Below are 26,456 nucleotides of genomic sequence, written 5' to 3'. Positions count from 1 at the left end.
GCCACCCTTGTCAAGCCGCGCAGGTGTGCTGTCCCGTTGCTCAACGCGACAACGGCATTGGTTCCGGCCGGGGTAACTCCCGGGGCACCCCCAAAATCAGGATTGCTCCCAACCGCACCACGCGTCCCCAACGGCGAACGGCTCCCAGGCCGTGCGCTGAAGTCCCGGAGAGGCGGGCCAGCTAGCCTGAAAACCATGACGAGGATTGCGGTGATCGGCGGCGGCCGGATCGGTGAGGCATTGCTGGCCGGTCTGCTCGAATCCGGGCGGGCGAGCAAGGATCTGGTGGTCGTCGAGCCGGTGAAGCCGCGGGCCGAGTTGCTGGCGCAGCGGTTCGGGATCCGAGTTACCGATTCGGTCGGCGACGCCGTGATCGGCGCGGATCTGATCGTGATCGCGGTGAAGCCGCAGGACGTGGACGGTGTGCTGACCGAGCTGGCCAAGGCCGAGCTGGGCGAGTCCGACCGCGAGGCGGTCGTGGTGTCGCTCGCGGCGGGCGTGCCGACCGTGCGTTTCGAGAACAAGCTGCCCGCCGGTTTCCCGGTGGTCCGGGTCATGCCGAACACCCCGATGCTGGTCGGGCAGGGTATGAGCGCGATCGCGCCGGGGCGGTACGCCCGTAAGGAGCAGTTGGCGCTGGTCTCGGAGATGCTGGAGTCGGTCGGCAAGGTGGTGACCGTCGCCGAATCGCAGATGGACGCGGTCACCGCAGTGTCCGGTTCCGGTCCGGCGTACTTCTTCCTGGTGGTGGAGGCCATGATCGACGCCGCGGTCGGGCTCGGCCTGACCCGCGACGTGGCCACCCAGCTCGTGGTGCAGACCATGCTCGGCTCGGCCGCGCTGCTGGAGGAATCCGGGCAGAGTGCGGTGGAGTTGCGCGCGGCCGTCACCTCGCCCGCGGGGACCACCGCGGCCGCCCTGCGGGAACTCGAGCGCGGCGCGGTGCGATCGGCGTTCCATGAGGCGCTGCATGCCGCGAAGCGTCGTTCCGCCGAACAGGGCGCCAGTTCCGACTAGCCTGACTGGCCAGTAGCTCGTTTGCTGCCGGGCCCCGACTCGCCACAGCAAAGGCTGATTTCTCACACCCGTCGCAGCAACACCACTGGTCCCGCTAAGCTTCAAGGAGCACGTGCGTGTCTGTTCCGCCGGTGGGGAAGCCGGCGGCGCGGACGTGCCGGAGGTCAGTGGCGCAATGATGTCTGGAAACAGTCAAGCGAGGTCCGCGAACACACCGATCAGTGCAGCCAATGTTCTCGGCGGAGGAACCCAGTTCCTCACCGTCGCCGAGGTGGCGAATCTGATGCGGGTATCCAAGATGACGGTGTACCGGCTGGTGCATTCGGGAGAGCTGCCCGCGGTGCGGGTGGGTCGATCCTTCCGGGTGCACGCGAAAGCGGTGCACGATTACCTGGAGACGTCCTACTTCGACGCGGGGTGACACCCCCGCGAGAGCTCCAGAGCTGACGATCGATTCCGGGCGGTCCGGGCCACGTGCCCGGTACCGCCGGAATCGTCGTCGCACCCCACCGCTCCCACGCGTATCGCACGGTCGGCGGCGCCGAGCCGGATCCACCGGCCCCGGTGGCGGGACTGTGCCTACCGGTTTCGTTCGCCGGAGAGTGGCCCGGTAACATGGACCGGCATCCTGTACGTGCCGGTGGTGCCGTCGGGCCCATGTCGGTCCGTTACGGGTAGGACTGTGCAGGGTTGAAAGTGTGCTCCCCGCGAAGGTGGGGGTGACCCGAGAGAACGCGAGGAACAACCCTATGGGTTCTGTGATCAAGAAGCGCCGTAAGCGCATGTCGAAGAAGAAGCACCGCAAGCTGCTTCGTCGTACGCGCGTCCAGCGCAGGAAACTCGGCAAGTAAGCGCTGCGTCGTAGCTGGAAGCCCGTCACCTTCGGTGGCGGGCTTTCCGTTTATCACGGGTGACAGAACTCATCGTTAGATCCTGGTTAATACCCTTCGGAGAGCCCAGGTCCGGCGGTTACCCTTGGGACGCGGGAAAACAGAAATGGGGGCTCGACAATGGGATCCGGTGCGGTGGGCGGCACCAGGGACGGTTCGGCGCCGAAGATCGTGATGGTGACCGGCGCCAGCCGGTTCTTCGGCGGTAACGTGGTGGTCAGGCTGGCGGCTGATCCGAGTATCGAACGCGTGATCGCGGTCGATGCCAAACAGCCGAGCCGGGAGCTGTTGCGGCGCATGGGGCGCGCCGAATTCGTCCGGGCCGATATTCGTAATCCGTTGATACGCAAGGTGATCGACGGGAACTCGGTCGACACGGTGGTGCATCCCGCGGCGTTGTCGCGCCCGCCCGCCGGTGGTGGCCGGCCCGCCATGAAGGACATGAACGTGCTGGGGGCCATGCAGTTGTTCGCGGTGTGCCGCAAGGCCTCCAGCGTGCGGCGCGTGGTGGTGCGCTCGTCCTCGGCGGTATACGGATGCAGTGCCAAGGACCCGGTGAAATTCACCGAGGAAATGAGCGCGCGCACGCCGCCGCGGGGCTGGTTCGCCCGCGATATGGTCGAGGTGGAGGGTTTCGTGCGCGGGCTGGCCCGCCGTCGTCCCGATATCTGTACGGCCATTCTGCGTTTTCCGCCGATTGTCGGCCCGCGGTTGGCCGATCGCGGTGTGCAGTATTTTCATTCGCCGGTAACACCCACGATCCTGGGCCGTGATCCGAGAATGCAACTGTTGCACGAGGAAGACGCCATCGCCGCGCTCACCCATGCCGCCTTGGGCGCGCCGGGCGGCACTTTCAATGTGGCCGGTGACGGCGCGATGGCTTTGTCGCAGGCCATCCGGCGCGCGGGTCGTATCGAAATGCCGGTTCCGTACAGCGTTTTCCGTACCGTTGGCCGTACCCTGATGGGACCGGTCATGCGGGAGTTCACCGCCGAACAGATCGACTATTTCCATTTCGGTTGTGGCCTGGACACGACCAGAATGCGCACCGAGCTCGGATTCCAGCCGCGCTGGACGACGGTTCAGGCATTCGACGACTTCATAGGGGGCGCAGCGTTGCGGCCCGTGATCGATCCCCGCTGGATCGATGCCGCAGAGAACAAACTTCTCGGCCTGATCGGGGCCGGGACGGGAGCGCACCAATGAGTGACGTAGCGAAGGTGATTCGTCTTCACGACGTGGATATCGAGGCGCGACATCGGCCGTCGCGCGTCTGGCCGGGCGAACCGGCCCTGAAGCCGGTGACCTCGCTGACCGATCGGCTCGCCGAAGTCGAATCGCGGCAGCCGAAGTCGCTGGGCGAGATGCTGCGCGGCGCGGTCGCCGAGGGCGTGGGCCGCACCGCCGACTTCGCGCGCCGCCGGCTCACCGGCGACTATCAGGTCGACGAATTCGGCCTCGACGAACATCTGCTGGAGACGGTGATCCTGCCGATCCTGCGGCCGATCTCCGAGCTGTGGTTCCGGGTCGAGACCAGCGGGATCGAGAACATTCCCGAGGTGGGCGGCGCGCTGGTGGTCGCCAATCACGCCGGCACCGTGCCGATCGACGGCCTGATGCTGCAGCTGGCGATCCACGACCGGCACGCCAAGCAGCGCGCGCTGCGCCTGCTGGCCGCCGACCTGATCTTCGAGACCCCGCTCATCGGCGGCCTGGCCCGCAAGGCCGGGCACACCCTGGCCTGCCCCGCCGACGCCGAGCGCCTGCTGCGCGCGGGCGAGGTGGCCGGGGTCTTCCCCGAGGGCTACAAAGGGATCGGCAAACCGTTCGGCGATCGCTACAAGCTGCAGCGGTTCGGGCGCGGCGGATTCGTGGCGGCGGCGGTGCGCACCGGCGTGCCGATCATTCCGTGCTCGATCGTCGGCTCCGAGGAGATCTACCCGAAGCTGGCCGATCTCAAGCCGCTGGCCCGCTTGCTCGGCATGCCGTATTTCCCGGTGACGCCGACCTTTCCGCACCTGGGCCCGCTGGGCGCGATCCCGCTGCCGTCCAAGTGGCACATCGAATTCGGCGAGCCGATCTCCACCAGCGGCTACGAGCCCGAGGCGGCCGACGATCCGATGACCATGTTCGAGATCACCGACCAGGTCCGGGAGACGATCCAGGGCACGCTGTACCGGAATCTCACCAAGCGCCGCAATCCCTTCACGGGATAGGTTGCGGCGGCTGATCATCGGTGTGGCCCGGTCCGAATCGGACCGGGCCACACCGTTTCTCGTTCGAAGACTCAGCCGACGCGGGCTTCGCGCTTGCGGCTCAGCACCGCCGCGGCCGCGCCGCCCGCCGCGCCGAGCGCGAGCGCCGTGGGCACGCCCACCTTGGCGGCCTTGCGGCCGGTGCGGAAGTCGCGGATCTCCCAGCCCCGGTTCTTGGCGACCTCGCGCAGGTCCGCGTCCGGATTGATGGCCACGGCGGTGCCCACCAGCGAGAGCATGGGCACGTCGTTGTGGCTGTCGGAGTACGCGGCGCAGCGCTTGAGGTTCAGGCCCTCGCGAATCGCCAGGGTGCGCACCGCGTGCGCCTTGCCGAGCCCGTGCAGGATGTCGCCGACCAGGCGGCCGGTGAACACCCCGTCCTCGGATTCGGCGACGGTGCCCAGCGCGCCGGTCAGGCCCAGGCGCTTGGCGATGACCTGCGCCAATTCGACCGGGGTCGCCGTCACCAGCCAGACCTGCTGCCCGGCGTCGAGGTGCATCTGCGCGAGCGCGCGGGTGCCGGGCCAGATCTTGTCGGCGATGATCTCGTCGTAGATCTCCTCGCCCAGGGCGGCGAGTTCGGCGGTGGGGCGACCGGCGATGAACTCGAGCGCGCGCTCCTTGCCGCTGGCCACGTCGGCGATGTTCTCCTTGCCGGTGACCCGGAATTTGACCTGCTTCCAGGCCATGTCGACCAGGTCCGAGGTCTTGAAGTATTTGCGGGCGGCCAGTCCGCGGGCGAAGTGCACGATGGACGCGCCCTGCACCATGGTGTTGTCGACGTCGAAGAACGCGGCCGCGGTCAGGTCCCGGGGAACCGCGCGCAGCGGCTCGTCGTGCAGCGCGAGTTCGGCGTCGTGCAGCGCGATGGCCGCGTCGGCGCTCGCCTCGCCGGCCAGGTTCGCTCTGACCTCTTCCTCGCTCGGACCGAACGGACTGCGTGCGATCCGGGTGAACTGGTCCTGCAGACCCTGTCCCCAGCGGGCCGGGAACTCCCCGAATCGCCCCGCGATCAATCCCGGCCGCGAGTCCTTCGAACCCGTTCCGGCCTCTTTCGATCGTTCCGGCACCAGTACCTCCGCCTGTGTTTTTGGCCGGTACACCAGGGAGCCCGAGACCAATACGGGTCGCGCATGAACCGGCACAGTCCACAGTAACGCTCACCGGTGACCGGGACGTAGACGCTGAACGACATAACGGGTAGTTGAATGGAGTTATGAGCGATCCCACACGTACGGTCACCCTGCTGACCCGCAATGGTTGCGGCCTCTGCACGGTGGCGCTGGAACAATTGCGACCCGTCTGCGCCGAGTTCGGAATCGAGGTCGCGATCGTCGATGTGGACGAGGCCGCCGCGCACGATCCGGGGTTGCGCGCGGAGTACGGCGACCGGCTTCCGGTGGTGCTGCTCGATGGTCGTGAGCACAGTTATTTCGACGTCGACGAGGCGCGTTTGCGTGCGGATCTGAGTCGCTGAAACCGGGAGGTTCGCCGGCCGCCGCCCGTACGGGCGGCGGAATGCCGCGTATGCCCCCGAACAACCCCCTACGGCGTGTCCGGGCGGGCGATTTCCGGCGCGTTGCGTAGCGGGTTCGGGTCGAGGGGGGTTGAATGAATCCCGGGGCAGCGGCCCGCCGCAAAGTGACTGAATTCACCGACTTTGTGCAGGGCTTCACAAGCGGTTACGGTGGTGGCACGCAACCTGCCTTCGAAGGCAGTGGAAGCGACCCCGAACCCCCGACCATAGACCGCCCTGCGACGGTCACCGGCGTCGGGTGACAAAAGAACGCCGGACACCCAATCCCCGGCCGGACGAGGAGCGCAAGCGACGTGACAGAGCAGCATGAGACGCCGCAGAGTGGCGTCTCCGGCAGGGCTCTGCAGAAGGACATCCCGCAGGCCACGGTGGCCCGACTGGCCACCTATCTCCGGGTCCTCGCCGTACTCGCCGACGACGGTGTAGCCATCGTATCTAGTGAGGAACTGGCTGTCGCGGCGGGTGTCGGTTCGGCGAAGTTGCGCAAGGATCTTTCCTTCCTCGGACCCAACGGCGTGCGCGGCGTCGGCTACGACGTCGTCAAGCTCCGGGATCGGGTCGAAGACGTGCTCGGCCTGTCCGAAGGGCACCGGGTGGTGCTGGTCGGAGCGGGCAATCTGGGCCGGGCGCTGGTCGGTTACGGCGGGTTCCGCCGCCGGGGGTTCGCCATGGTCGGGATCTTCGACAACGATCCGGCCCTGATCGGCACCCAGGTCTGCGGCCTGAGCGTGCGTGATGTGGCCGGATTGACCGATGCGGTGCGGCTGCTCGCCCCGACGATCGCGGTCATCACCACCCCGGATTCGGCCGCGCAGGGCGTCTGCGACCGGCTGGTCGCGGCCGGTGTGCTCTGCATTCTCAGCTTCTCCCCGGTCGCGCTGGACGCGCCCGCGCACGTCGAGGTGCGCCGGGTCGATCTCGCGGTGGAGATGCAATTGCTGTCCTTCGAGCTGGCGCGCAATGCCGAGGCCGCCGGGGAGACGGTGGGCGTGGCCGCGGGCGACGCCGTGGGCGTGATCTACACGCCGATTCAGACTTCTCACGCGTCGGCAGCGCGCCCGTCGGGCGGCACGGAGACAACCAGCAAGGGAGCGGTGGTCCAGCCATGAGTGTGCTTCTCGTCGGGATCTCGCATCGAAGCGCGCCGGTGGCGGTGCTCGAGAAGGTCGCGATCACCGAGCACGACCGGCCCAAGCTGACCGACAAGATGCTGGCCTCGAGCCACGTCTCCGAGGCCATGATCGTGTCCACCTGCAACCGGGTGGAGATCTACGCGGTGGTCGACGCGTTCCACCCGGCGCTGGGCGAAGTCAGCGAACTGCTCACCCGGCACTCCGGGCTGCCGCTGCCGGAACTGACCAAGCACGCGTACGTGCGCTACGCCGAGGCCGCCGCGGAGCATCTGTTCGCGGTCGCCAGCGGCCTGGACTCGATGGTGATCGGTGAGCAGCAGATCCTGAGCCAGATCCGCGCCGCCTACGCCGCCTCCGACGCGCAGCAGGCCTCCGGGCGCACCCTGCACGAGCTGGCGCAGCATTCGCTGCGCGTGGGCAAGCGGGTGCATTCGGAGACCGGGATCGATCGCGCGGGCGCCTCGGTGGTGTCGGTGGCGCTGGATCGGGCACGCCTGGTGCTGGGTCCCCTCGCCGGGCGCACGGCGCTGGTGCTGGGCGCGGGCGCCATGGGCGGGCTCGCGGTGGCGCAGCTGGCGCGGGCCGGGGTCGAGCGGATCATCGTGGTGAACCGCACCCTCGAACGCGCTGAGCGCCTTGCCAATACGGCCACCACCATGCACGGCGTCGCCGCCGAGGCGATGGAGATGGACAGCCTGGCCGAGGCGATGGCCGCGGCCGAGGTGGTCGTCACCTGTACCGGCGCGGTCGGCACCGTGGTGAGCATCGCCGATGTGCATCGGGCGCTCTCGGCCGGCCGCGCGAGCGACCAGCTGGTCATCTGCGACCTGGGTCTGCCCCGCGACGTGGAGCACGCGGTCGCCGGGCTGCCCGGGGTGACCGTCATCGACATGGAGACGCTGCAGCGCGATCCGTCGGCCGGTGCTGCCGCCGACGACACCGCCGCCGCGCGCGGCATCGTGGCCGATGAGCTCGCCAAATACCTTGCGGGACAGCGCATGGCCGAGGTGACGCCGACTGTGGCGGCGCTGCGGCAGATGGCCGCCGACGTCGTCGAGGCCGAAATGCTACGCCTGGACTCCCGACTACCCGGGCTGGACGCCGCGCACCGCGAAGAGGTCGCGCGCACCGTGCGCCGGGTCGTCGACAAACTGCTGCACGCGCCGACGGTGCGGGTCAAGCAACTGGCTTCCACGCCGGGCGGCGACAGCTACGCCGAGGCGCTGCGTGAGCTGTTCGAGCTCAAACCCGGTGCGGCGCAGGCGGTTGCGGCGCCGATGGAAATCGCCGCGCGCGGCGAGCTTGCCGACGATTTCACCGCCGCCCACTCGGGGGACGAACAGGGGCTGACCGCATGACCGGAGCGATGGTGCAGGAAACACAGACAGGGCTCGAGACATTGCGTGGAACAATCGACGCCCCGTGGCGGATCGGTACCCGCGGCAGCCTGCTGGCCCTGACCCAGGCCGGGCATGTGCGCGACGCCCTGATCGCCGCCGGGCAGCAGGCCGAACTGGTGATCGTGAAGACCGCCGGTGATCAGTCCGCCGCACCCGTGCAGGAGATCGGCGTCGGCGTGTTCACGGCCGCGCTGCGCGACGAACTGGGCGCGGGCACGGTCGACATCGCCGTGCACTCGTACAAGGATCTGCCCACCGCGCAGGACCCGCGTTTCAACATCGCCGCGGTCCCGCCCCGCCAGGATCCGCGCGACGCCCTGGTGGCGCGCGACGGTCTCGTGCTGGGTGAACTGCCGCCGGGCTCGGTCATCGGCACCTCCGCGCCGCGGCGGTCCGCACAGCTCAAGGCCCTGGGGCTGGGTGTCGTGATCGTGCCGCTGCGCGGCAATCTCGACACCCGCATCTCCAAGGTGGCCAACGGTGAACTCGATGCCGTCGTGGTGGCGCGGGCCGGGCTGGCCCGCATCGACCGCCTGGACGTCATCACCGAATCGCTGGAGCCGGTGCAGATGCTGCCCGCTCCCGCGCAGGGCGCGCTCGCGGTCGAATGCCGCAGCGAGGACACCGAACTCGTGACCATCCTGTCCGCGCTCGACGATGCCGGCACCCGTGCCGCCATCACCGCCGAGCGCGAGCTGCTGGCCGAACTGGAAGCCGGTTGCACGGCGCCGATCGGCGCGCTGGCCGAGGTCGTCGAATCGATCGACGACGACGGCCGGATCTTCGACGAACTGTCGCTGCGGGGTTGTGTGGCGGCGATCGACGGCTCGGACACCATCCGGGCCTCAGTGGTCGGCTCACCCGCGGACGCCGCGGAACTGGGCCGGGCACTGGCGCGTGAGCTCTTGGAGCTGGGGGCGCGCGACCTGCTCAGTGACCCCGGGGATGGCAACCCGGCGGCCGAGGAATCCAACGACAGCAGCACCACTCCCAGCCCAATGGAGAACATTCGATGAGTCGAGCCACCAAGAAGCATCCCGGGCGGATCCTCTTCGTAGGATCCGGGCCCGGCGATCCGGCGCTGCTCACGGTGCGCGCCCGCGAGGTGCTCACCCGGGCCACGCTGGCCTTCACCGATCCCGATGTCGACAAGGGCGTGCTCGCCCTGATCGGCGCCGCGGTCGAGCCCGCCGCCGACGGTGAGCGCCCGGTCGACGTGCGCCCGGCGCTGGGCGATGCCGCCGAGGTCGCCAAGACCCTGATCACCGAGGCCCGCAACGGGTTCGACGTGGTCCGGCTGGTGTCCGGCGACCCGCTGACCACCGATTCGGTGATCCAGGAAGTCAACGCGGTCACCCGCTCGCACATGATGTTCGAGGTGCTGCCGGGCCTGTCCGCGGGCACCACCGTGCCGGCCTACGCGGGTATCGAACTGGGTTCGAGCCACACCGAGGTCGACGTGCGCGGCGAGGTGGACTGGGCGGCCGTCGCGGCCGCGCCCGGCCCGCTGGTGCTGCACGCCACCTCCGGGCATCTGGCCGAGACCGCCAGCGCGCTGGTCGAGCACGGCATGGCGCCGCAGACCCCGGTCGCGGTGACCGTGCGCGGCACCACGCGCCAGCAGCGCACCATCGACACCACGCTGGCGACGCTGAACAACGCGGCGTCCGAGCTGGTCGGGCCGCTGATCGTCACGGTCGGCAAAGAGGTCGAGAAGCGTTCCAAGACCTCGTGGTGGGAGTCGCGGGCACTGTACGGCTGGACCGTGCTGGTGCCGCGCACCAAGGAGCAGGCCGGTGAGATGAGCGAGAAGCTCGTCATGCACGGCGCGATTCCGATGGAGGTCCCGACCATCGCCGTCGAGCCGCCGCGCAGCCCCGCGCAGATGGAGCGCGCGGTGAAGGGCCTGGTCGACGGGCGCTACCAGTGGGTCGTGTTCACCTCCACCAATGCCGTTCGCGCGGTGTGGGAGAAGTTCGGCGAGTTCGGGCTCGACGCCCGCGCGTTCTCCGGCGTGAAGATCGCCTGCGTCGGTGAGGCGACCGCGGAGAAGGTGCGATCCTTCGGCATCAATCCCGAACTGATCCCGTCCGGGGAGCAGTCCTCGGAGGGCCTGCTGGCCGATTTCCCGCCCTACGACGACGTTTTCGACCCGGTGAACCGGGTGCTGCTGCCGCGCGCCGACATCGCCACCGAGACCCTCGCCGAGGGGCTGCGCGACCGCGGCTGGGAGATCGACGACGTCACCGCGTACCGCACCGTCCGCGCGTCCCCGCCGCCGGCGGAGACCCGCGAGATGATCAAGACCGGCGGTTTCGACGCGGTGCTGTTCACCTCGTCCTCCACCGTCCGGAACCTGGTCGGCATCGCCGGTAAGCCGCACGCGCGCACCATCGTCGCGTGCATCGGCCCCAAGACCGCCGAGACGGCGATCGAGTTCGGCCTGCGCGTGGACGTGCAGCCCGAGATCGCCCAGGTCGGCCCGCTCGTCGAGTCCCTCGCCGAGCACGCCGCCCACCTGCGCGCCGAGGGCCTGCTGCCCCCGCCGCGCAAGAAGAGCCGCCGCAGCCGATAGGTCGTCGGCAGTACTTTTCGGCTTCCGGGCCCCGCATCCGATGATGCGGGGCCCGTTGCCGTTTCGGGGAACGGTGCGGCACGCCGCGGGAAGCCGCCCGGTTGTCGGCGGCGCCGACGCGGCCGTGTGCGCTCGTGACCGTACGCCGAGCTCCGGCCGTGCGATATCGACCGGGTCGTCCGATCGGCGCGGTGTGGTGGCGTGCGGCTCGCGGATCGAGATGCGCACGCCCACCGTCCGGTTCGTGGTCGGCGCGGTCGCGTGACCTGGCCGGGGCGGTCCGACGGGTTCCGCGGTCCTGCCGGGTGCGGCGGCGGAGTCGCGCGTCGCGAGTAGGGCGGGTGCGCAGGTCGCGTGGATCACGACGTGAGCGGTGTTCCCCTCGGCCCACAGCCGCACTCTGCGCGGCGGACGCGGACCGGTGACGAGGTGCGGCCGGTGCGACGTGATCGCGGGCAGCGCACGGATCGATGCCGTGCTTTCGCTCGGCGTTGGGGCGTCATCGTTCGAAGCCTGCCGCGCGCTGGTGGGCGCCGCCGATCCGCCGAGCACAGTCGGGTGGCTGCGCGGGCTCCGGCCGAGAACGGCGGGGCGGCGGGGGTGCGTGGCCATGGTTGTTGCGGCGGTTCACTTTCTGACGTCAGGACCTGGGTTCGCGGGCGCGCGCGTCGGCGGCTGTCGGTGCGCGGCCGGGGTGAGGCGAATAGTAGTGAATATGTTTGCCGCGGTGTCGGTTTCGGGTGGGTTGTGCGGGTCCGGACGCCGCCCCTCCGGCGCCGGACCCGCACCGACTCAGCGCTGAGCCTGCATCATGCGCCGCACCATGCGGCAGGTGGCATCCGAAGGCCAGTGCACGCCAACGGATTCGGCGGTGTCGCGGATCTTGTCATTGGTGGCCAGGTCCGCGGCGAAGACGCCGGAATCGAGCATCGCGATGGCCAGGCGCATGGCCTTGAGCCGCCGATTGTGCTGGACGTACCAGGTGCGCGGCCGCCCCGCCGGCAGCGGCTGCTTGTACAGCGGCCGCCACGTGTGATCGATCGCCTCGCCCTTCTTGGGCACCGAGGTCTTGTCGGACATATTCGTTACGGCTGCCAGCATTGCCGATCCTCCCATCGCGTACCGGGTGCGGCCCGGGGATCCAGGTGTTCGAATCCCCGCGCCAACCCGTCGAACACATCTTCGATTCTACCCGGGGACACCGACAAAATCCGGTGCTGACCGTGGGCTACCTGGTACGACGCGAGCGCGCGGTGACGAGCCGCGACGGCGCGGGGGAGCGGTTCGCGGCCGGGGCACGGGCCGCGCGAACCCGCCGATCGCGCGGGCATATCATGCGACTATGACCGGAATGGACCGCCCGCGGCGGTTGCGCCGTACCCCCGCGATGCGCCGTCTGGTGGCCGAGACCACCCTGCAGCCGCGGCAACTGATTCTCCCGATGTTCGTGGCCGACGGACTCGGTGAGCCGCGCGAAATCTCTTCCATGCCGGGCGTTTACCAGCATTCGATGGATTCGCTGCGCAAGGCCGCCGTGGAGGCCGTCGCGGCCGGCGTGGGCGGGCTCATGCTGTTCGGCGTGCCGCGCGCGCAGGACAAGGACGCGCTCGGCAGCGGAGCCAGCGACCCGGACGGCATCCTCAACCGCGGTCTGCGCGCGCTGGTGCACGAGGTCGGCGGGTCCACGGTCGTCATGGCCGACACCTGCCTCGACGAATTCACCGACCACGGGCACTGCGGGGTGCTGAACGGCGACGGCGGCGTCGACAACGACGCGACCCTGCGCCGCTACGTGGAAATGGCGTTGTCCCAGGCCGAAACCGGTGCGGATCTGCTGGGCACCAGCGGCATGATGGACGGTCAGGTGGGCGCGATCCGGGCCGGGCTGGACGCGGCCGGGCACACCGACACCGGCATCCTGGCCTACGCGGCCAAGTACGCCTCGGCGTTCTACGGCCCGTTCCGCGAGGCGGTGGGCTCGTCCCTCGAGGGCGATCGCCGTACGTACCAGCAGGATCCGGCCAACCGGCGCGAGGCGATCCGCGAACTGCAGCTGGATCTGGCCGAGGGCGCGGACATCGTGATGGTCAAGCCCGCCATGTCCTACCTGGATATCCTGCGCGACGTCGCGGACCAGTCCACGGTGCCGGTCGCGGCGTATCAGATCTCCGGTGAGTACGCGATGATCACCGCCGCCGCGCAGAACGGCTGGATCGACCGCCGCGGCGCGATTCTGGAGTCCCTGCTGGGGATTCGGCGCGCGGGCGCCGACATGGTGCTCACCTACTGGGCCACCGAAGCCGCGCACTGGCTGGACTGAGACGCGGATCGCGCTCCGGCTGGAACGAACCGCGCACCGCGCGCCGGCTGGATCGAGCCGTGCACTGGCCGGATCCAGCCGCGCGCGCCGCGCAGAAGCGGCGCTGGACTTGCTGAAGGCCGGTCAGGCGCGGCCGCGTCGTCGACAGGGCGGCGGATCGGCGACTGATGGACCGCGACGGCGTGCACACCGCGACCCTCGATCACCGCGTGGGTGGCGTGGTGGCAGGCCATCCGGCGGGGTGTCCATTGCTGTGAAGCGCAACCGCGCACTGCTGCCACGGATTTCGCCGGTTCGGCGCAGGTCGCGGCGACGGAGGGCACCCGTGTGCGGGGCGGTATCGCGATGCCGCCCTGTGGATTCGGGTTCGGGCGACCGTCCCGATGCACAATCCGGGGTGCGAAGTTTGTTACAAGCTTACTAACGGGTATGGTGAGGGCAGTCACAGAGAGTTCGGGAACCGGAAGTCGGTCGTCATGCGTTGTGCCATGGCGAGTTTGACTCCGGAGAGGCGGAGGCAACGATGCGAGTGGTGATCCAGCAGCCGCACAGCCTTCGGCGAGACGTGCTGGCATTCGGCCTACTTTTTCTTTTCGGCCTGCTCACCCTCGCCGTGCTGTTGATTCCAGGTCTGCTCGGCTAGAAACCGTGCACCTATCGCGCGGGCGGTCCGCGGCCCCCGCTAGGTTCTCGTTATGAGCGAGAAAGCCCCCGCCGTGCTGTTCTCCGAGCCCGGCGCGCGGTATCGCACCATCGCCTACGGGCCGGTGCTGTGCGGGATCATTCTGATCCTGGAGATCGTGCGCGGCGGCCCCCTGCACTGGTTCGGGCTGGTCTTCTGCTCCCTGCTGCTGGCGGGATTCGTCTGGTTGCAGGTGATCGCGGGCCGGCGGCACATCAGCGTCGAACTCACCACCGAGACCCTGCGCGAGGGCACCGAATCCCTCGCTGTGTCCGACATCGCGGCGGTGCTCCCGGAGATCGACGAGGACTCCTGGGATGATGAGGACTGGGAATCCGCGCGCGCCCTGGGCGAATTGACCGGGGTGCCGCGGAGGCGCAAGGGTATCGGCCTGAAACTGAAATCCGGGCAGCTGGTGCAGGCGTGGGCACGCGATCACCGTGTGCTGCGGGCCGAGTTGACCGCGCTGGTCGAGGAGACTTCGGGTACAACGGCCGTGCAAGACCAGGTCGTGCCTCCGGGCGCGGCGGACGAGTCCGCGGCCGACGCCGCGGTCGCGAAGGCGACGGCGGACGAGACCGCGGCAGACCCCGCGGTGGCACTGGACAAGACCGCCGCGCGACGTGACGAGGAGAAGGAGGCGGGGTGATGCGGTTGCTCGCCGTGCTCGCCGAGTTCGTGCTCGCACCGGCCCTCGCGGTCCTCGCGATCTGGTGCTGGCGCAACGGCATTCACACCGGATGGTTCCAGCCGGTCGGGGAATCCCCGGGCTTCGAGGCGACCCGCTATTCGGGGCCGTGGCTGGCGCTGTCCGCCGCCGTGATGACGGTCGCGGGGCTGGTGTTCATCGATCTGGTCGCCCGGGTTGTCCGGGTCGCGCGAGTCGCGCGCTGAGGCTTCCGGTTCGTGGCGTTCCCGAGGGCGTTCCGCGACGGTGACCGGGTGGCGTGAACACGCCGGACGCGGGCGCGCGAAGTCGTTGTTTCGCTGGTGAGAGCCGGTGGTATCGCCCGACAATGGGATACATGAAGCGTACGGATTCTCTGCAACGCGTCATCCTGGTCGTGCTCGCGGCGGGCTTCGCCGGTGCCGTGGCGGCCACCCCCGCCGTCGCGGGTGAGCCGGCGTCCGAAACCCGGATCGAAGCGCCGGCCGTCTTGCAGCGGGCCGTGTCGCCGGTTCGATCCGCGTCCGCCACGAGCATTCCGCCGATCGCGAGCATCGATCGCGCGCGGCCGGTGGCGGCGGATGCGGTGCGGCCGGTGGGCCCGGACGTCCGCCCCGCCGCGTCATCCCTGCTCGATCTACTACCGGTGCAGCTGAACTGCCTGCTCAGCACCGGCTGGGCCGCTTTCTGCCTGGGACTGCCGCTGATCTGACCGCGGCCGGGCAGACGCCGGATGTGCACCGTGCGCACCCGGCGTCCAGCCTCTCCGATGCGGTGTGAATCAGGCTGTGTGGCGACTACTTCCAGTTCTGGTAAACATCCAGCACCCGGCCGTTGCGGGTGCCGGGCGCGTTCAGGAAGATGGTGACCGTGCCGTCGGGATGATCGGCGGCCTCGGTCATCACCTGCCGCAGCGACGCGTGCACCGCGCCGTTCTGGTCCCTCGGGATGGTGGTCTCGGGATGCAGTCCCGCACCCATGCGGCTCAGCGGCACGAACATGCTGAACACCGCCGGGACCGGGCCGGCGGCGATGCTCGCGGTCTCCTCGTGGGAGAGCTGCACCCCGATTCGCCCCTGGTCCGGCTGCGCGATCGGCGTGCCCGCCGCAGCCGTCCCGGCCCCGCAGCACAGCGCACCCCCGGCCGCCGCCGCCACGATCGCCGCTCCGAAACCAATGCCCCGCATACCGTTCCGCCCTTCTCGACCGAGTTCGCTCCTGCCCCGCGAGATTACGCATCAGCAACCTCTCAGCGACCAAACTCCCGCTTTCCCGCTCCCGCGTGTTGCCCGCCCGGCCGCCGACTCGGCGCGTTCCGCGCCGCGCGGAGCCCCGGCGCGTCTCCGCGGCGCACTGCGGATCGTTGTGGATGGACGCTGCGGATGGGTGTGGATTGACACTGCGGATCGTTGTGGACGGACGCTGTGGATGGTTGTGGATGGATCGGGGTTCGGGGTGTGGGGCGGCACACTCTCCTACACCCTGTCGTCGACGGGGTTGCGGCGGCTGAGAGACTGGACGCCGTGAGTTCTTCTCCGCGTGTGACCCAGGCGTCGGTGCCGGTGTCAGCCCAGCTCTTCGAACGCGCCGCGGCGGTCATTCCGGGTGGCGTGAATTCACCGGTGCGAGCCTTCCACTCGGTGGGCGGCACCCCGCGTTTCATCGCGTCCGCGAGCGGGTGCACGCTCACCGACGCCGACGGCAACGAGTACGTCGATCTGGTGTGTTCCTGGGGTCCGATGATTCTCGGGCACGCGCACCCGGCGGTCGTGGAGGCGGTGCAGCGCGCCGCGGTCGGCGGCCTGTCCTTCGGCGCCCCGACGGCCGCGGAGATCGAGCTGGCCGAGGCCATCGCCGCGCGGGTCGATCCGGTCGAGCGGGTGCGCCTGGTCAATTCCGGTACCGAGGCCACCATGAGCGCGGTCCGGCTGGCGCGCGGATTCACCGGCCGCTCCAAGATCATCAAGTTCAGCGGCTGCTACCACGGGCACGTGGACGCGCTGCTGGCCGACGCCGGGTCCGGCGTCGCGACCCTGGGCCTGCCCACCTCGCCCGGCGTGACCGGCGCGCAGGCGGGCGACACCATCGTGCTCCCGTACAACGATCTCGAAGCCGTGGCCGCCGCGTTCGCCGCGCATCCGGATCAGATCGCGTGCGTCATCACCGAGGCCGCGGCGGGCAACATGGGCGCGGTCGCGCCGCTGCCCGGTTTCAACGCGGGCCTGCGCGCACTCACGTCCGAGCACGGCGCGCTGCTGATCATGGACGAGGTGATGACCGGTTTCCGGGTCAGCGCCTCGGGCTGGTACGGCATCGAAGGTGTCGCGGGCGACCTCTACACCTTCGGCAAGGTCATGAGCGGCGGCCTGCCGGCGGCGGCGTTCGGCGGCCGCGCCGAGATCATGAACAAGCTGGCCCCGCTGGGCCCGGTCTATCAGGCGGGCACGCTGTCGGGTAATCCGGTCGCGGTCGCGGCGGGCCTGGCCACGCTGCGCACGGCGGACGCGGAGGTCTACGCGACGCTGAACAAGAACGCCGAGCGGCTGGGCGGACTGCTCACCGGCGCGCTGAGCGCCGAAGGCGTCCGGCATCAGGTGCAATTCGCGGGCAATATGGTGAGCGTGTTCTTCGCCGACACCCCGGTCACCGACTATGCCGCCGCCAAGGCGGCCGAGACCTGGCGTTTCCCCGCCTTCTTCCACGCGTTGCTGGACGCGGGCGTCTACGCGCCCCCGAGCGCGTTCGAAGCGTGGTTCGTGTCCGCGGCTCTCGACGAGGACGCTTTCGATCGCATCGCCGCCGCCCTCCCCGCCGCCGCGCGTGCCGCGGCCGCCGCCACTCCCGAAGGATCCGCCGCGTGAGTTCCCACCCCGAGTCCGGTCTGCCCGCCCCCGAGTCCGCGCCCCTCTCGCCCGGCGAAGCCGCCCGACTGCTGGACTCCATCCGCCAGACCGAGGCCGAACTGGCCGAGAGCGGCGAGGCAGCCGCCGTCGCCCCGAGCGAGTCCCGGTCCCAGCCGCCGGTGGACGTGCTGCTCGCCGTCGCCGCGGCCCTGGCCCCGGACGCCGATTCCACCACCGAGCGCACCGCCGGGTCCGAGACTTCCGCTGCCGGACCCGACGCGACCGCCACGCAGTCCGATGAGGCCGGTGAATCCGCCACCGCCGCAAGTGATTCCGAGTCCACTGTCATCGGTGATCTCGAATCCGCGGCCGTCATCGAGGCCGAGGAGATCGTGGCCGCGGTCGAGATCGAGCCGGTGACCGCGCCCGAGCCGGTCTCGGCCGAGGTCGAGTTCGTGGCCGTCGAGGAGGCGGCACTCGTGACCGACAGCGCCGCAACCGATTCGGCAGGCGCCGCGACCGAATCAACCGCCGCCGTCGCGGAATCGGCTGCTGCCGAAGCCGCCGTCGCGGCCGAGTCGCTGGACGTCGCGACCGATTCGGGTGACGCCGCGACCCGATCCGCCGACGTTGCCGATTCCGCCGCCGTCGTCGAATCGGCGGCCATCGACGCCGACGTGGCCGACGGCGCGACCGAGTCCGTGAACGGTTCGGGCGACGCTGTCGTCGCGACCGACTCCGTCGATGTCCCCTCGGAAGACGTTGCCCCGGAAGCGCTTCCCGTTTCCCCCGCGGCCCCGTCGACCAGCGGGCTCATCCTGCCCGGGTCGGTGGCCGACGACGTCGAGACCATCGTGCACGTCATGCGGCACGGTGAGGTGCACAACCCCAAGGGCATCCTGTACGGCCGCCTGCCGGGCTTCCAGCTGTCCACCACCGGGCGCGCGCAGGCGCAGACCGTGGCCCGCACGCTGGCCGGGCACGATATCGCGCTGGTGGTCGCCTCGCCGCTGCAGCGCGCGCAGGAGACCGCGGAACCCATTGCGGCGCATCACGGTCTGACCATCCGCACCGATGACAACCTCATCGAGGCGGGCAACACCTTCGAGGGCCTGCGGGTCTCCATCGGCGACGGCGCGCTGCGCAAGCCGCGGCACTGGTGGAAGATGCGCGACCCCTTCACCCCGTCCTGGGGCGAGCCGTACCTGCAGATCGCGCACCGCATGCTGGCCGCGGCGAACAAGGCCCGGGTCGAGGCGGCCGGGCGCGAAGCCGTGCTGGTCTCGCATCAGCTGCCGGTGTGGACGCTGCGCCGCTTCCTGCAGGGTCAGCGGCTCTGGCACGATCCGCGCAACCGGCAGTGCTCGCTCGCATCGCTGACTTCCCTGGTCTACCAGGGCGATACGCTGATCGACATCGTCTATTCCGAACCGGCGGGGGCCTCGGATCCCAAGGCGACGGGAGCATGACCCGCACCATCGCGTCCCGGCCCGGAGCACTCCGGCGCACGGTATCGATCCTGCTGGCGAGCGTCACCCTGGGGGCGGCGCTGGCCGGATGCTCGACAGCGGGCAAGGACGCGGTGGCGCAGGGCGGCACCTTCGATTTCGTCTCACCCGGCGGCAAGACCGACATTCGCTACGACCCGCCGAGTTCGCGCGGCACGATCGGCACGCTCTCCGGACCGGATCTGATGACCGCCGGAAAGACCGTGTCGGTCAGCGATTTCCCGGGCCAGGTCGTCGTGATCAACCTGTGGGGTCAGTGGTGCGGCCCCTGCCGGGCCGAAGCGCCCGCACTGGAACGGGTCTACGAGGCCACTCGCGACAAGGGCGTGGCCTTCCTCGGCATCAACGTCCGTGACAACCAGCAGGACAAGGCGCAGGATTTCGTCACCGACAACAAGGTCGGCTACCCCTCCATCTACGACCCGTCCATGCGCACCCTGCTCGCGCTCGGCGGCAAGTTCCCGACCAGCGTCATCCCCACCACGATCGTGCTCGACCGTGACCATCGGGTGGCGGCGGTGTTCCTGCGGTCGCTGCTGCAGGAGGATCTGCAGCCGGTGGTCGAGGAGATCGCGCGGGAGCCGAAGTCGTGAACTCGGTGAGTGTGCTTGCGAGCGTGGGTGATTCGTTCCAGGAGACCGCGGCGAGCGGCCCGCTGCTGCTCGCGCTCGGCGCGTGCCTGCTGGCCGGGCTCGTCTCGTTCGCGTCCCCGTGCGTGGTGCCGCTGGTGCCCGGCTATCTGTCGTACCTGGCGGGTGTGGTCGGCGCGGAGACACCGCCGGTGACCGTCGAATCCGCGAAACGTGACGCGGCCCAGCGCACGGCGACCGCCGAACGCTCGCGCGGCCGCCTGCGCGTGGCGGGCGCGGCCGGCCTGTTCGTCGCCGGTTTCACCGTGGTGTTCGTGCTGGCCTCGGCCTCGGTGTTCGGCGCGATCCAGATGCTGAACGTGAACAGCGAGCTGCTGCAGCGCATCGGCGGTGTGGTCACCATCATCATGGGCCTGGCGTTCATCGGCATGATCCCGGCGCTGCAGCGCGACACCCGCATGGAACCGCGCCGGATCAGCGGGCTGATCGGCGCACCGCTGCTCGGCGGGGTGTTCGCACTGGGCTGGACGCCCTGCCTCGGCCCCACCCTGTCCGGGGTCATCTCCGTCTCCGCGGGTACCGAGGGCAGCACCGCCGCCCGCGGCGTGGCGCTGACCGTGGCCTACTGCCTCGGGCTCGGCCTGCCCTTCATCATCCTGGCCTTCGGCTCGGCGACCGCGCTGCGCGGCGTCGGCTGGTTGCGCCGCAACTCCCGCACCATTCAGGTGATCGGCGGCCTGCTCCTGGTCGCCGTCGGTATCGCCCTGGTGACCGGGGCCTGGGGCGAATTCGTCGCCTGGGTCCGGGACGCCTTCGTCTCGAATGTGACCCTCCCGATCTGACATGACAACGACCATCGAATCCCCGGCCCCCGCCCGCCCGCCGCGCCAGTCCGTGCCGCGCCGGATCCTCGCGATCGCGCGCAACACCTGGCGCGGGCTCACCAGCATGCGCACCGCGCTGATGCTGCTGTTCCTGCTCGCGCTGGCGGCCATTCCCGGCGCGCTGCTGCCGCAGCGCAGCCTGAATCAGCAGAAGACCGAGCAGTACATCGCGGACCGGCCCACGCTGGGCCCGTGGATGGATCGCTTCCAGCTGTTCGACGTGTTCTCCAGCTTCTGGTTCACGGCCGTCTATGTGCTGCTGTTCGTTTCGCTGGTGGGCTGCATCCTGCCGCGCGTGTTCGATCACTACCGGGCGCTGCGCACGCCGCCGGTGAAGGCGCCGCGCAATCTGTCGCGGCTGCCGCATCACTATGCGGGCGAAGCGGATTCCGATGCCGACGCGGTGATCGCGCAGGCGCGCAAGCAATTACGCGGCTGGCGGACCGTGGTGACGCCCGGCTCGCGCGAGGGCGAGATCACGCTCTCGGCGGAGAAGGGCTACACCCGCGAGGCCGGCAACCTGGTCTTCCACCTGGCGCTGGTCGGGCTGCTCGCGTCCATCGCGCTGGGCAAACTGCTCGGTTACGAGGGCAACGTGGTGGTCATCGCCAACGACGGGCCCGGCTTCTGCACCACCTCCCCGGCGGTCTTCGACTCCTTCCGCGCGGGCAACGTCGTGGACGGCACCGGGCTGACGCCGCTGTGCGTGCGGGTCAAGAACTTCAAGGCCGACTACCTGCCGAACGGGCAGGCCGAGATGTTCACCTCCGACATCTCCTACCAGTCCGGCGGGGATCTGGACTCGAACACCTGGCGGGACACCACCATTCAGGTGAATCATCCGCTGCGCGTCGGCGGGGACCGAATCTACCTGCAGGGACACGGTTTCGCGCCGACCTTCACGGTGACCTTCCCGAACGGCCAGACCCGGACCGAGACCATCCAGTGGCGGCCGGACGACGCCACCACGTTCCTGTCCTCCGGTGTGCTGCGCATCGACCCGCCCGGCGGCATGTACCCGAACGAGACCGAACGGCGCAAGCACCAGATCGCGATCCAGGGCCTGTTCGCGCCGACCGCGATGCTGCACGGGTCGCTGCTGACCTCGGCGTTCCCGTCGATGCAGGATCCGGCGGTGGCCGTGGACATCTACGTCGGCGACACCGGGCTGGACACCGGGCGGGCGCAGTCGCTGTTCGCGCTCGATCCGGAGATGATCAAGCAGGGACGGCTCACCAAGGAGCAGCGCGCGAATCTCTTCGCGGGCGAGTCGGTGACGCTGGCCGACGGCACCAAGGTGAGTTTCGACGGTGCGCAGGAATTCGTGAACCTGCAGGTCTCGCACGATCCGGCGCAGCAGTGGGTGCTGATCTCCGCGCTCACCATGATGGCCGGACTGCTGGTGTCGCTGTTGGTCAAGCGACGCCGTATCTGGCTGCGGGTATACCCGGCGGATGACCCCGAGGCAAAACGACGTACCGTAGTAGAAATGGGTGGATTGGCCCGCACCGACCAGGCCGGCTGGGGTGGCGAATTCGACCGACTGCGTGAACGGCTGCTGACCGAGAGCACGGGAGACAAGTAATGCCGATCGACGAGACCATCGCCTCCTACAGCGATCTCGCGTTCAAGTCGGCCATCGTGGTGTACGCGCTGGTCTGGATCATGCTGGTGTGGCAGTTCGCGGTCGCGCGGACCGCGCCGCCGCGACAGCTGGTCACGGCCGGCGGCGGGGTGGACTCGGACTCGGTCACACCCGGCCGTGTCATCGAGGAACCCAAACGGCCGTTCGCCGAACGCCTGGGCTCCATGGGCTTTTCGGTGCTGTTCGTCGCGGTCGCGCTGCACCTGCTCTCGATCGTGTTGCGCGGCTTCGCGACCCACCGCTTCCCGCTCGGCAACATGTACGAGTTCACCAGCATGTCCTGTGCCGCAGCGGTTCTCATCGGCCTGGTGCTGCTGCGCGAGGAGCGGTACCGGGGCATGTGGGCGTTCCTGCTGACGCCCGTGCTGATCCTGCTGTTCCTGGCCGGCACGGTGCTGCACGCGGACGCGGCGCCCGTGGTGCCCGCGCTGAAGTCGTACTGGCTGCCGGTGCACGTGACCGTCGTGTCGATCGGCTCCGGCGTCTTCCTGGTCTCCGGCGTGGCCAGCCTGCTGTTCCTGTACCGCCTGCGCCAGCCCGCGGGGTCGGAATCCTCCGGCATCTGGGGCAACCTGGCCCGCCGCCTCCCCGACGCCGAGTCCCTCGACCGCCTGGCCTACCGCACCACCATCATCGGCTTCCCGATCTTCGGCGCGGGCGTGATCCTGGGCGCGATCTGGGCCGAGGCGGCCTGGGGCCGCTTCTGGGGCTGGGACCCGAAGGAAACGGTGTCCTTCATCGCCTGGGTCCTGTACGCGGCGTACCTGCACGCCCGCGCGACCTCCGGCTGGCGCGACACGAAAGCGGCGTGGATCAACATCGCCGGCTTCGTGGCGATGCTGTTCAACCTGTTCATCATCAACATCGTGGTCAGCGGCCTGCACTCGTACGCCGGCCTGAACTAGCCGGTCAGCGCGCGAAGCGCAGCTCCGAACGGGCCTTGGCCTTGGCCGCCTCGACCTCGCGGTCCTTGGGCGGCGCGTGCGTGGTCAGGTTGGCCAGCAGTCGCATGGTGGTGGCCGCGATTTCCGCGACCGCCTGATCGAACGCTTCCTGGTTGGCGTGCGACGGCTTGGTCGCCCCACTGATCTTGCGGACATACTGCACCGCCGCGGCCTGTACCTCGTCCGAAGTGGCCGGCGGCTCGAAGTTGTGCAGGGTTTTGATATTGCGGCACATGCGGGCGAGGGTACGCCGCCCAGGTGACATCCCGGCCGCGCCGAAACCCCGGTCAGCGCGAGAACAGCTCGCTGACCGGGCTCTCGGTGGGAATCATGCCGATGTCGCTCAGGCGCAGGCGCGGTTGAGCTCGTCGGTGAAGGGGGTCATCTCGGTGACGTTGTCGTCGACGAGGGCGTCGGCGTAGGCGGTGATCGCGGCCTGTTCTGCGCCGCCGGAGAGCAGGGCCACCGTGCGCAGGCGGTCGGCGAGGGCGCGGGCGGTCTCCGCGTCGTAGGTGCCGCCGCTGGCGTCGACGGCGGCGTTGATGAACTCGATCGCGCGGTCGCAGGTCAGGGACCGAGCCTGGGCGGGGGCGGCGGGCAGCACCAGCAGGGTGGCGGCGGTCGCGGTCAGCGCGGCGGCCGAGAAAAGCTTGATCATCATGTCCCTCACTGTGTGCCGATCGGAGGTGTCGCCCGCGTGTGAGCGCCCTCTCGCGGGCTCACCGTATACGTTCCCCCGCCCGACCCCTCTCCCCGCCCACCCCGCTGAGTCCAACGTCACGGCGGCCATCCCGCCCGCCTCGCTCCCACGCTCGCGCACCCGGCACGCCGCCGTCCCCGGCCCGAACCCGACTTCGGCGAGAAACCTTGTGGTCGGTTATGGTTCGGTCCGCTGACCGAGGGGGAGTATGACGAACTGGAGAGACCTGGACGCCGATGTCCGGAAGGCGTTGTTGCGGGGCGAGCCCGCCGCGGACCCGGAGATCGACCGAATCGCGCGGGAACGCGCGGAGAAAGTGCTGGGGCGCTCCACCGTCCGGCAGACGCTCGTGCTGATCCCGCCCGCTCTGGTGCTGGGCGTGCTGCTGGGATTTCTCGGTGCGCGAACCGGTGTTTCGGCGCTGGGGCTGCCGGTCGTATTCGTCGTGATCGTCGGGTGGGTCGTTTTCGCGACGCGACGCAAGCTCGCGTACACCCGCATCCTGAACGTCAGCGGCGGCACGCCGCGGACGCCGATTTCCGGCGGTGGGGAGCGGGTGCCGGACGCTGCGGCGCGGCTCGAGGTGCGGGTATCGGCCGGCGGTGCGCTGCGCATGATGGCCCCGCTGCTGAGTATCAGTGGCATCGTGTTCGCGGCGGGCGCCGTTTTCTCGGCCGGCTGGCTGCTCGGGATCGGTGTGGTACTGGCCGTTCCGACCCTGGCCTACACCGGGTTTCTGCTCTGGGCCGCGCGGCCCGGGAACGAGATCGTCATCGACGCGGACGGCCTCTCCATTCCCGGGCGCCGGTTGTGGGTCGCGTGGGACGCGGTCCGGGAGATCCGTGTGTTCCCCTTGCGCGCCACCGCCGGGGACGAGCGGCGGGTGGTCTCCTTCCTGCTGCACGACAAGCAGGTCTATCTGCGCCAATTGCCGCGCTGGCAAGCATTTCTCGCCGATCTCAATACCCGGACCTACCTGTCGCCGCTTGCCATGGTCGACGGCCTGACCGATACGCCGGTCGAGGAGATCGCGGCGGCATCGGTGGCGCTGTCGGGGATCGCCGCGACCACCGAGCCCCCGGCGAGATGACCGATCTCCGGTCGAATTCGGCTGGCGGACTACGGGTTCAGGAACCTCTCCAGTAGGTGGTCGACGAGTTCCGGCGCCGCCGCCGCGGACTGTGGGATGGTCAGCATGCCCTGGGTCAGCCCGCCCACGGCGCCCACGAGGAGTTGCGCGTCGAGGTCGAGTCTCCTTGCGGCGGCGGGGGAGTCGTCGTCCGGTCGGGCCCGGCGCAGCTGCTCGGTGACCGCGTTGATCAGCCAGATGCCGGGACCCGCGGTGTCCTTGGGCTGCACCTCGTCGGTCGTGAGAGCGGCGGTGTGGAAGGCGATCAGGATGATCGCCTCTTCGCGGCGGATATCGTCCAGGGGCAGGAGTTCGGTGAAGACGGCGGTCAGAATCGCACGGGGCGGGGCGGATTCGCCCAGCGCGGCGACATTGCGGGCGAACCGTTCGCCCGCGGCGATCACCACGGCCAGGTGGGTGGCGGTCAGGACCTCCTGCTTGGTCCCGAAGTAGTACTGGACCAGGCGGACCGAGATACCGGCCTCGGCCGCCACCGACTGGAACGTCGCCGCGGCCAGACCACCGCGGGCGATGACTTTGCGTGCGGCCGTGGTGATCTGGGCTCGCCGCTGATCGTGGTCGGCTAGACGCGGCATGAAGCGGTACCTCTTCCCCGGATCGGCGATGGACAGATCCGTCATGGTACGCCCATATCATTTAAGTGGTACGTTGATATCATCAACGGAGATCGAAGGGGCGGCCATGGCCAAGATCGGACGGTTCAAGAACGAGCACACGCGGCGGGAGTTCCTGCGGGTCTACGCCGAACTGGAGTCGCTGTGGCCGCTGCCCGCGACCACGAGCGAGCTGGAAACCACCTTCGGAACCACCCACGTCCGCCGATCCGGTTCGGGCGCGGCCGTTCCCGTGGTGCTGCTGCATCAGGTGGGCGGCAACGGCCTGTCCTGGCACATCGTGGCCGAGCGGTTCGCGGCGGACCGAATCATCCACGCGCCCGACACGATCGGCACCGCCGGCCGCAGCGTGCAGACCGCGCCCGTCACGGGTGAGCGCGACATCGCCGCCTGGTTGCGCGAGGTGCTGGACGGCCTGGGCCTGGATCGCGTGCACCTGGTCGGCTATTCGCACGGCGCGTGGCACGCGGCGCTGGGCGCGCTGCACCTGCCGGAGCGGCTGGCGAGCGTGACGCTCGTCGAGCCGGGCGGGGTGTTCACCAAGCCGAAGGCGAGCGTGCTGCTCAAGATGCTCGGGTTCGGCCTGCGGGGCAAGTCGGACAAGAACATGCGCGCGATGATGGAGTGGCTCGCGCCCGGGGTCACGGTTTCCCCGCGCGAGTTCGAGCTGGCCAAGCTGGCGCTGGGGTTCCCGATGGCGATCGGCTGGGCCCGGCTGCTGAAGGACCCCGAACTGCGGTCGATCACGGTGCCCGCGCTGGTCGTCTACGGCGGCGACACCCTGGTCGCGGATCCGGCGGCGGCGACCCGGCGCATCGCCGAGCACATGCCGCACGCGGAAGTTGAGGTCTATTCGGGTAAAGGCCACGGGGTGCTGATGCAGGAACCGGACGAGGTGGGCGCGCGCATCGTGCGATTCATCCGGCAGCACGATCGGGTCGGCGCGGACGCCTGACCGAAGCCTGCGCCCCGGGCGGGCTCACGAAACGACAGCTCCCCGCGTGGCCGAATCCGGCCGCACGGGGAGTTTCTTTTCCCGGAGCCGCCCGTGAACCACGGGCGAAGTAAACGGGGCGTTTGGTTTGCTAGACGATCGCCCAGT

At 69.6% G+C, this 26,456-nt stretch carries 28 protein-coding genes; 22 read left to right on the top strand and 6 right to left on the bottom strand.

Annotated features, from left to right (window positions below; translation table 11 throughout):
• The first annotated feature begins 195 nt into the window (after positions 1-195).
• The 5 genes from proC (at position 196) to ACFVBH_RS18025 (ending at position 4,123) form a co-directional block, all read left to right on the top strand.
• Positions 196-1,017 (top strand): pyrroline-5-carboxylate reductase, encoded by an 822-nt coding sequence (gene proC / locus ACFVBH_RS18045; protein ID WP_354989844.1) that lies wholly within the window; start codon positions 196-198, stop codon positions 1,015-1,017.
• Positions 1,018-1,195: 178 nt separating this feature from the next.
• Positions 1,196-1,438 (top strand): helix-turn-helix domain-containing protein, encoded by a 243-nt coding sequence (locus tag ACFVBH_RS18040; RefSeq protein WP_354989848.1) that lies wholly within the window; start codon positions 1,196-1,198, stop codon positions 1,436-1,438.
• A gap of 328 nt (positions 1,439-1,766) precedes the next feature.
• Positions 1,767-1,868: a 30S ribosomal protein bS22 gene (locus ACFVBH_RS18035; RefSeq protein ID WP_003402602.1), complete on the top strand. Its 102-nt coding sequence runs from the start codon at positions 1,767-1,769 to the stop codon at positions 1,866-1,868.
• Between the two features lie 159 nt (positions 1,869-2,027).
• Positions 2,028-3,113, top strand: a complete 1,086-nt coding sequence (locus tag ACFVBH_RS18030; RefSeq protein ID WP_379002586.1) for an NAD-dependent epimerase/dehydratase family protein — start codon at positions 2,028-2,030, stop codon at positions 3,111-3,113.
• Positions 3,110-4,123 (top strand): lysophospholipid acyltransferase family protein, encoded by a 1,014-nt coding sequence (locus ACFVBH_RS18025; protein WP_354989846.1) that lies wholly within the window; start codon positions 3,110-3,112, stop codon positions 4,121-4,123. The genes ACFVBH_RS18030 and ACFVBH_RS18025 overlap by 4 nt, the downstream gene beginning before the upstream one ends.
• A gap of 71 nt (positions 4,124-4,194) precedes the next feature.
• Here ACFVBH_RS18025 and ACFVBH_RS18020 read toward each other — a convergent pair whose 3' ends face one another.
• The gene (locus tag ACFVBH_RS18020; RefSeq protein ID WP_379002583.1) at positions 4,195-5,232 is read right to left on the bottom strand and encodes an HAD family hydrolase; all 1,038 of its coding nucleotides are present in this window, start codon (positions 5,230-5,232) and stop codon (positions 4,195-4,197) included.
• 146 nt (positions 5,233-5,378) lie between these two features.
• Between ACFVBH_RS18020 and ACFVBH_RS18015 the strand changes: the two genes are divergently transcribed.
• The 5 genes from ACFVBH_RS18015 (at position 5,379) to ACFVBH_RS17995 (ending at position 10,807) form a co-directional block, all read left to right on the top strand.
• On the top strand, positions 5,379-5,639 hold the full coding sequence (locus ACFVBH_RS18015; RefSeq protein WP_354991693.1) for a glutaredoxin family protein: 261 nt from the start codon (positions 5,379-5,381) through the stop codon (positions 5,637-5,639).
• Positions 5,640-5,992: 353 nt separating this feature from the next.
• Entirely contained in the window at positions 5,993-6,808 is an 816-nt protein-coding gene (locus ACFVBH_RS18010; protein WP_354991694.1) for a redox-sensing transcriptional repressor Rex, read from the top strand.
• Positions 6,805-8,190, top strand: a complete 1,386-nt coding sequence (locus ACFVBH_RS18005; RefSeq protein WP_354991695.1) for a glutamyl-tRNA reductase — start codon at positions 6,805-6,807, stop codon at positions 8,188-8,190. The genes ACFVBH_RS18010 and ACFVBH_RS18005 overlap by 4 nt, the downstream gene beginning before the upstream one ends.
• 8 nt (positions 8,191-8,198) lie before the next feature.
• Positions 8,199-9,248, top strand: a complete 1,050-nt coding sequence (gene hemC / locus ACFVBH_RS18000; RefSeq protein WP_354991698.1) for a hydroxymethylbilane synthase — start codon at positions 8,199-8,201, stop codon at positions 9,246-9,248.
• Positions 9,245-10,807, top strand: a complete 1,563-nt coding sequence (locus ACFVBH_RS17995) for a bifunctional uroporphyrinogen-III C-methyltransferase/uroporphyrinogen-III synthase (protein WP_354991696.1) — start codon at positions 9,245-9,247, stop codon at positions 10,805-10,807. Before hemC ends, ACFVBH_RS17995 begins: the two co-directional genes overlap by 4 nt.
• Positions 10,808-11,599: 792 nt before the next feature.
• Here ACFVBH_RS17995 and ACFVBH_RS17990 read toward each other — a convergent pair.
• The gene (locus ACFVBH_RS17990; RefSeq protein WP_354990799.1) at positions 11,600-11,908 is read right to left on the bottom strand and encodes a hypothetical protein; all 309 of its coding nucleotides are present in this window, start codon (positions 11,906-11,908) and stop codon (positions 11,600-11,602) included.
• A gap of 241 nt (positions 11,909-12,149) precedes the next feature.
• Here ACFVBH_RS17990 and hemB point away from each other — a divergent pair, with 241 nt between their 5' ends.
• The 4 genes from hemB (at position 12,150) to ACFVBH_RS17970 (ending at position 15,188) form a co-directional block, all read left to right on the top strand.
• Positions 12,150-13,127, top strand: a complete 978-nt coding sequence (gene hemB / locus ACFVBH_RS17985; RefSeq protein ID WP_354990798.1) for a porphobilinogen synthase — start codon at positions 12,150-12,152, stop codon at positions 13,125-13,127.
• A gap of 695 nt (positions 13,128-13,822) precedes the next feature.
• Positions 13,823-14,458 (top strand): hypothetical protein, encoded by a 636-nt coding sequence (locus ACFVBH_RS17980; RefSeq protein ID WP_379002579.1) that lies wholly within the window; start codon positions 13,823-13,825, stop codon positions 14,456-14,458.
• Positions 14,458-14,703 (top strand): hypothetical protein, encoded by a 246-nt coding sequence (locus ACFVBH_RS17975; protein ID WP_379002577.1) that lies wholly within the window; start codon positions 14,458-14,460, stop codon positions 14,701-14,703. The genes ACFVBH_RS17980 and ACFVBH_RS17975 overlap by 1 nt, the downstream gene beginning before the upstream one ends.
• Before the next feature lie 131 nt (positions 14,704-14,834).
• Complete coding sequence (locus ACFVBH_RS17970) at positions 14,835-15,188, top strand: hypothetical protein (protein ID WP_354990795.1); 354 nt, start codon at positions 14,835-14,837, stop codon at positions 15,186-15,188.
• 85 nt (positions 15,189-15,273) lie between these two features.
• Here the strand turns inward: ACFVBH_RS17970 and ACFVBH_RS17965 are convergent, their stop codons facing one another.
• On the bottom strand, positions 15,274-15,663 hold the full coding sequence (locus tag ACFVBH_RS17965) for a hypothetical protein (protein WP_354990794.1): 390 nt from the start codon (positions 15,661-15,663) through the stop codon (positions 15,274-15,276).
• Positions 15,664-15,999: 336 nt separating this feature from the next.
• On the opposite strand from ACFVBH_RS17965, the gene hemL reads away from it, so the two are divergent.
• The 6 genes from hemL (at position 16,000) to ccsB (ending at position 22,851) form a co-directional block, all read left to right on the top strand.
• Positions 16,000-17,337, top strand: a complete 1,338-nt coding sequence (gene hemL, locus ACFVBH_RS17960; protein ID WP_379002575.1) for a glutamate-1-semialdehyde 2,1-aminomutase — start codon at positions 16,000-16,002, stop codon at positions 17,335-17,337.
• Between the two features lie 845 nt (positions 17,338-18,182).
• A complete protein-coding gene (locus ACFVBH_RS17955) occupies positions 18,183-18,788 on the top strand; it encodes a histidine phosphatase family protein (protein ID WP_354990801.1) in 606 nt (201 codons plus the stop codon).
• Positions 18,785-19,420 (top strand): TlpA disulfide reductase family protein, encoded by a 636-nt coding sequence (locus ACFVBH_RS17950; protein WP_354990792.1) that lies wholly within the window; start codon positions 18,785-18,787, stop codon positions 19,418-19,420. The genes ACFVBH_RS17955 and ACFVBH_RS17950 overlap by 4 nt, the downstream gene beginning before the upstream one ends.
• A gap of 5 nt (positions 19,421-19,425) precedes the next feature.
• Positions 19,426-20,259 (top strand): cytochrome c biogenesis CcdA family protein, encoded by an 834-nt coding sequence (locus tag ACFVBH_RS17945; protein ID WP_354990800.1) that lies wholly within the window; start codon positions 19,426-19,428, stop codon positions 20,257-20,259.
• Position 20,260: 1 nt separating this feature from the next.
• The gene (locus ACFVBH_RS17940) at positions 20,261-21,886 is read left to right on the top strand and encodes a cytochrome c biogenesis protein ResB (protein ID WP_379002572.1); all 1,626 of its coding nucleotides are present in this window, start codon (positions 20,261-20,263) and stop codon (positions 21,884-21,886) included.
• Complete coding sequence (ccsB, locus tag ACFVBH_RS17935) at positions 21,886-22,851, top strand: c-type cytochrome biogenesis protein CcsB (protein WP_379002570.1); 966 nt, start codon at positions 21,886-21,888, stop codon at positions 22,849-22,851. Before ACFVBH_RS17940 ends, ccsB begins: the two co-directional genes overlap by 1 nt.
• A gap of 4 nt (positions 22,852-22,855) precedes the next feature.
• Here ccsB and ACFVBH_RS17930 read toward each other — a convergent pair whose 3' ends face one another.
• Complete coding sequence (locus tag ACFVBH_RS17930) at positions 22,856-23,125, bottom strand: DUF2277 domain-containing protein (protein WP_354991421.1); 270 nt, start codon at positions 23,123-23,125, stop codon at positions 22,856-22,858.
• 108 nt (positions 23,126-23,233) lie between these two features.
• Positions 23,234-23,551 carry a hypothetical protein gene (locus ACFVBH_RS17925; RefSeq protein ID WP_354991420.1) on the bottom strand — a complete coding sequence of 106 codons (318 nt, stop codon included), beginning with the start codon at positions 23,549-23,551 and terminating at the stop codon, positions 23,234-23,236.
• Positions 23,552-23,798: 247 nt separating this feature from the next.
• Between ACFVBH_RS17925 and ACFVBH_RS17920 the strand changes: the two genes are divergently transcribed.
• Positions 23,799-24,680, top strand: a complete 882-nt coding sequence (locus ACFVBH_RS17920) for a hypothetical protein (RefSeq protein WP_379002566.1) — start codon at positions 23,799-23,801, stop codon at positions 24,678-24,680.
• Positions 24,681-24,709: 29 nt separating this feature from the next.
• Here ACFVBH_RS17920 and ACFVBH_RS17915 read toward each other — a convergent pair whose 3' ends face one another.
• Positions 24,710-25,315 (bottom strand): TetR/AcrR family transcriptional regulator, encoded by a 606-nt coding sequence (locus ACFVBH_RS17915; RefSeq protein ID WP_379002563.1) that lies wholly within the window; start codon positions 25,313-25,315, stop codon positions 24,710-24,712.
• Positions 25,316-25,421: 106 nt separating this feature from the next.
• Here ACFVBH_RS17915 and ACFVBH_RS17910 point away from each other — a divergent pair, with 106 nt between their 5' ends.
• On the top strand, positions 25,422-26,309 hold the full coding sequence (locus tag ACFVBH_RS17910) for an alpha/beta fold hydrolase (protein ID WP_379002561.1): 888 nt from the start codon (positions 25,422-25,424) through the stop codon (positions 26,307-26,309).
• The last annotated feature ends 147 nt before the right edge of the window (positions 26,310-26,456 follow it).

Source organism: Nocardia sp. NPDC057668, assembly GCF_042799795.1.
Lineage (GTDB): Bacteria > Actinomycetota > Actinomycetes > Mycobacteriales > Mycobacteriaceae > Nocardia.
The sequence above is the reverse complement of the archived record's forward strand: the minus strand, read 5'-3'. Positions and strand labels throughout refer to the sequence as shown.

Bases quoted from the DNA above. Each gene is read 5' to 3' on its own strand.
- proC (WP_354989844.1), top strand. From the start codon at position 196: ATGACGAGGATTGCGGTGATCGGCGGCGGCCGGATCGGTGAGGCATTG.
- ACFVBH_RS18040 (WP_354989848.1), top strand. From the start codon at position 1,196: ATGTCTGGAAACAGTCAAGCGAGGTCCGCGAACACACCGATCAGTGCA.
- ACFVBH_RS18035 (WP_003402602.1), top strand. From the start codon at position 1,767: ATGGGTTCTGTGATCAAGAAGCGCCGTAAGCGCATGTCGAAGAAGAAG.
- ACFVBH_RS18030 (WP_379002586.1), top strand. From the start codon at position 2,028: ATGGGATCCGGTGCGGTGGGCGGCACCAGGGACGGTTCGGCGCCGAAG.
- ACFVBH_RS18025 (WP_354989846.1), top strand. From the start codon at position 3,110: ATGAGTGACGTAGCGAAGGTGATTCGTCTTCACGACGTGGATATCGAG.
- ACFVBH_RS18015 (WP_354991693.1), top strand. From the start codon at position 5,379: ATGAGCGATCCCACACGTACGGTCACCCTGCTGACCCGCAATGGTTGC.
- ACFVBH_RS18005 (WP_354991695.1), top strand. From the start codon at position 6,805: ATGAGTGTGCTTCTCGTCGGGATCTCGCATCGAAGCGCGCCGGTGGCG.
- hemC (WP_354991698.1), top strand. From the start codon at position 8,199: ATGGTGCAGGAAACACAGACAGGGCTCGAGACATTGCGTGGAACAATC.
- ACFVBH_RS17995 (WP_354991696.1), top strand. From the start codon at position 9,245: ATGAGTCGAGCCACCAAGAAGCATCCCGGGCGGATCCTCTTCGTAGGA.
- ACFVBH_RS17990 (WP_354990799.1), bottom strand. From the start codon at position 11,908: ATGCTGGCAGCCGTAACGAATATGTCCGACAAGACCTCGGTGCCCAAG.
- hemB (WP_354990798.1), top strand. From the start codon at position 12,150: ATGACCGGAATGGACCGCCCGCGGCGGTTGCGCCGTACCCCCGCGATG.
- ACFVBH_RS17980 (WP_379002579.1), top strand. From the start codon at position 13,823: ATGAGCGAGAAAGCCCCCGCCGTGCTGTTCTCCGAGCCCGGCGCGCGG.
- ACFVBH_RS17975 (WP_379002577.1), top strand. From the start codon at position 14,458: ATGCGGTTGCTCGCCGTGCTCGCCGAGTTCGTGCTCGCACCGGCCCTC.
- ACFVBH_RS17970 (WP_354990795.1), top strand. From the start codon at position 14,835: ATGAAGCGTACGGATTCTCTGCAACGCGTCATCCTGGTCGTGCTCGCG.
- ACFVBH_RS17965 (WP_354990794.1), bottom strand. From the start codon at position 15,663: ATGCGGGGCATTGGTTTCGGAGCGGCGATCGTGGCGGCGGCGGCCGGG.
- ACFVBH_RS17955 (WP_354990801.1), top strand. From the start codon at position 18,183: ATGCGGCACGGTGAGGTGCACAACCCCAAGGGCATCCTGTACGGCCGC.
- ACFVBH_RS17950 (WP_354990792.1), top strand. From the start codon at position 18,785: ATGACCCGCACCATCGCGTCCCGGCCCGGAGCACTCCGGCGCACGGTA.
- ACFVBH_RS17940 (WP_379002572.1), top strand. From the start codon at position 20,261: ATGACAACGACCATCGAATCCCCGGCCCCCGCCCGCCCGCCGCGCCAG.
- ccsB (WP_379002570.1), top strand. From the start codon at position 21,886: ATGCCGATCGACGAGACCATCGCCTCCTACAGCGATCTCGCGTTCAAG.
- ACFVBH_RS17930 (WP_354991421.1), bottom strand. From the start codon at position 23,125: ATGTGCCGCAATATCAAAACCCTGCACAACTTCGAGCCGCCGGCCACT.
- ACFVBH_RS17925 (WP_354991420.1), bottom strand. From the start codon at position 23,551: ATGATGATCAAGCTTTTCTCGGCCGCCGCGCTGACCGCGACCGCCGCC.
- ACFVBH_RS17920 (WP_379002566.1), top strand. From the start codon at position 23,799: ATGACGAACTGGAGAGACCTGGACGCCGATGTCCGGAAGGCGTTGTTG.
- ACFVBH_RS17915 (WP_379002563.1), bottom strand. From the start codon at position 25,315: ATGCCGCGTCTAGCCGACCACGATCAGCGGCGAGCCCAGATCACCACG.
- ACFVBH_RS17910 (WP_379002561.1), top strand. From the start codon at position 25,422: ATGGCCAAGATCGGACGGTTCAAGAACGAGCACACGCGGCGGGAGTTC.